The organism is Microbulbifer epialgicus (genome assembly GCF_041447265.1).
GTDB lineage: Bacteria > Pseudomonadota > Gammaproteobacteria > Pseudomonadales > Cellvibrionaceae > Microbulbifer > Microbulbifer epialgicus.
In genome coordinates this window covers 1-2,864 of sequence record NZ_JBGMEK010000185.1, presented here as the reverse complement: position 1 = coordinate 2,864, position 2,864 = coordinate 1, and the positions used below count along the sequence as shown (strand labels likewise).

3 protein-coding genes are annotated in these 2,864 nt (G+C 46.5%); 2 read left to right on the top strand and 1 reads right to left on the bottom strand.

Going from position 1 to position 2,864, the window contains the following annotated elements; translation table 11 throughout:
• The first annotated feature begins 128 nt into the window (after positions 1-128).
• Both ACCI49_RS24205 and ACCI49_RS24200 read left to right on the top strand, forming a co-directional pair.
• Entirely contained in the window at positions 129-494 is a 366-nt protein-coding gene (locus tag ACCI49_RS24205; protein ID WP_371841821.1) for a GNAT family N-acetyltransferase, read from the top strand.
• Positions 495-597: 103 nt separating this feature from the next.
• Entirely contained in the window at positions 598-1,755 is a 1,158-nt protein-coding gene (locus tag ACCI49_RS24200) for a phenylacetate--CoA ligase family protein (RefSeq protein WP_371841819.1), read from the top strand.
• A gap of 216 nt (positions 1,756-1,971) precedes the next feature.
• Here ACCI49_RS24200 and ACCI49_RS24195 read toward each other — a convergent pair whose 3' ends face one another.
• Entirely contained in the window at positions 1,972-2,541 is a 570-nt protein-coding gene (locus tag ACCI49_RS24195) for a DJ-1 family glyoxalase III (protein WP_371841817.1), read from the bottom strand.
• Positions 2,542-2,864 lie beyond the last annotated feature (323 nt).

Below are 2,864 nucleotides of genomic sequence, written 5' to 3'. Positions count from 1 at the left end.
GGCTTTAACTACCTGGCCAAGGTAATTACCGGAGTAAAATTCACGGATGGAGAGGAAGCGACAACCACCGATCAGAGCGCTGCTTGATCAGACTGGCTAAACACCAGAATTGACAATAACTCGATTTTCTGGATAAGAAAATTGATGAATTCAACTGGAAAAACTGGGAAGTTAAAGAAAGACACCCTCTTGCCGTTCAGCTTAAAAACAAATCAGGTGAAGTAATAGCCGGCGCGGCTGCAAGGTCCTTCGGTGACTGGCTCTTGCTTGATACCCTTTGGGTATCTGAAGAACTTAGGGGGCAAAATATTGGCCGTCAACTATTGAGCAAAATTGAGAGTTCCGGCAAACAATGCGGTTGTAAAAGATGTTTGCTAGATACCCTAAACTTCCAGGCTATGCCATTCTATAAAAATCAAGGCTATGAAGTTAAATGGGTTCAGGAAGGATACCCTAAAGATGGATGTAAGTACTTTATGGTCAAAGAGCTGTAGCGGGGGCAATTGATCAAGACGGGTTGAAGGCTCGCCGCCTATATCCTGTCTGGTGTTTCCGTAAATTCAGCAACAAAGCTTTTAAATAGTAATAGGAACGCTTATGGCCATTGGGCACTTAAATTGGCACACAGTATTATCACAAGCTCAAAAGCTTTCCATGCTTGGTGGATTACGAGTGCCTGATTCGGCCTCTCAGATCGAAGACCTTCATATCAGTGGGCCCCTTGAAATTCTCCGGATCACTTACGCTATCGCAGAAAGAGATGGGGCGATATTGATGTCCAGTGGAGGTACCACAGGGAAACCCAAGTTAACCTACACACCTTATCACCAAGCCACAGAGAGACTGCTTAAGGAGTGGAAGCCCCTTGGACAAGGCAGCGTGATACTTAATCTTTTCAACCCTGGCCGCTTATGGGGAGCCCACTATTTTATTCAGACTCTTGCGGAGAAGTGCCAGTCTATAAGTGCTCCTACTGGTCCATTTTCACCCGAGGAAGTAACGAACTGGCAGCAAGTACTGCAAGAAGTAGGCACCAATGCGTTAGCTGGTGCTCCCACTGGACTCGCCGACTTCGCCCAAGGCGTACTGGATTCAGGCTTCAATCTGTCGGTAGACACGATTATATGGATGGGGGAACCCTGGACGAAAGCTAAATACAAGACTGTGTGTACGGCATTCCCCAAGGCCGGTTTTTGGTGTGATTATGGATCAGTGGAAACCAATAGCATTGCGGTAAATACGCCAGACTGTGATTTGGAAAAGTATCACTTGCTTGAAGGACAAGTCATCGAGCCCTGTGAGCATGGCGCATTACTCACTCGGTGTGGCGATGCCTGGACAGTACCCTTGGTACGCTATCGACTGGGGGATTTGATCAAGGAGACGACTTGTCGCTGTGGTCGGCCACGAGCATTACTGGTTGAAGGGCGTGCTGATGATGATGTGAGCCTTTGCAGTGCACTGCTCAGTGTTGGAAAAATACTTGATATCGCAACCAGGGAAAAAGGCGTAATGGAAGCTCAACTCGTAATACCCAAAAGCGGCGAGACGCGTAAATCTGCCAGCGCGCTTACTTTAACATTTACCGGCAGTGCTGACCCCGAAATTGTGCGTAATGGGGTATTGGTAGGGATTCATAACTTAGCATCAGTTGTTCAAAAATACCCTAGTGCCTTCACAGTACGACGGGTGACACGATTAAGAAGAATTCAGAGAACAAACAAGGTGCCCTCTATCGTTGATAACAAACTGTGATTAGAGCAGGATATGCTGTGTTTTGATCATCACGGGCCATTTGATGAAGGAATCGGTGTTTACACTAAAGTGGTTCATTAAAAACATTTGCTAAACATTGAAGACCAACAGGAAAAACAGACTGACGATCCCACGGTTATATCTATGGCCAGCCGGAAACGCCTGAACTACTACAGGTGGATTAGTTCAATTAACAACTGTCCGAAGTATTGATATCTATTCTGAAGGCCAGCGCACGTAGATAGCTTTGGCGATCATTTTTGCTGAGTCTTCCCCATATAAACAAGCAACGAGTTTCAACGCAAACTCCATTGCCGTACCAGGGGATTGACTTGTTATCAAATTGCGGTCGACTACTACACGCTCAGCAGCGGTCTCTCTAGCATATCGGCTTAGCTCATCTCGGAAAGTTCTATAACAAGTGGCTTTATAATTCTTCAGCAGGCCATGACGTCCAAGGATTATTACCGGAGCCGTACAAATTGCACCTACCCACCGGCCAGAGTAAAGCTGTTCTTTAACTAATTGTATGAGCGGTTCAGACTCATGCATGCTTTCTGCCCCTTCTTTACCACCAGGCAACGCAATGAGATCCCAGGTTTTGTCGGTACACTCCCCTATACTTACTGGCGCTTCAATTACAAGGTTACGCAAGGTGGTAACTCGCCTACTTGGCATGATCGATGCCAGAGTTAACTCTGCATTGGTTCGACTCAGGATATCGTAGATAGTGATGGCTTCGATATCCTCATTACCATCAGCAATGGGGATCAGTACCTTGGACACAGCTCTTCCTATATGGGTAAGACACTCTCAATTGATAGCATCAATAGCCGTTAATGACCATTATTGAACAGCCAAGATCAATTGTGTGACCATGCAGTTACTAGTGGATCAGAAGGAAAGAATACACTGCACTCGAGACGCGCTGTGAATACATCCAGGTAAGCTCGTAATCGGCATCCATGCCTCATACGATCCCGAGCGCAGTGTACTCTTCCCTTTCCCCTTTTTAGTTTAACGTAGAAACCCACGTCCTACGGACGTGGTCATGAGTGACTGGCTTTGCCTGTTACGAGTGAGGTGGCTCATGTTACACCTAGGTTCGA

Excerpts from the sequence above, each read along its gene's own strand:
- ACCI49_RS24200 (WP_371841819.1), top strand. The coding sequence starts at position 598 with ATGGCCATTGGGCACTTAAATTGGCACACAGTATTATCACAAGCTCAA.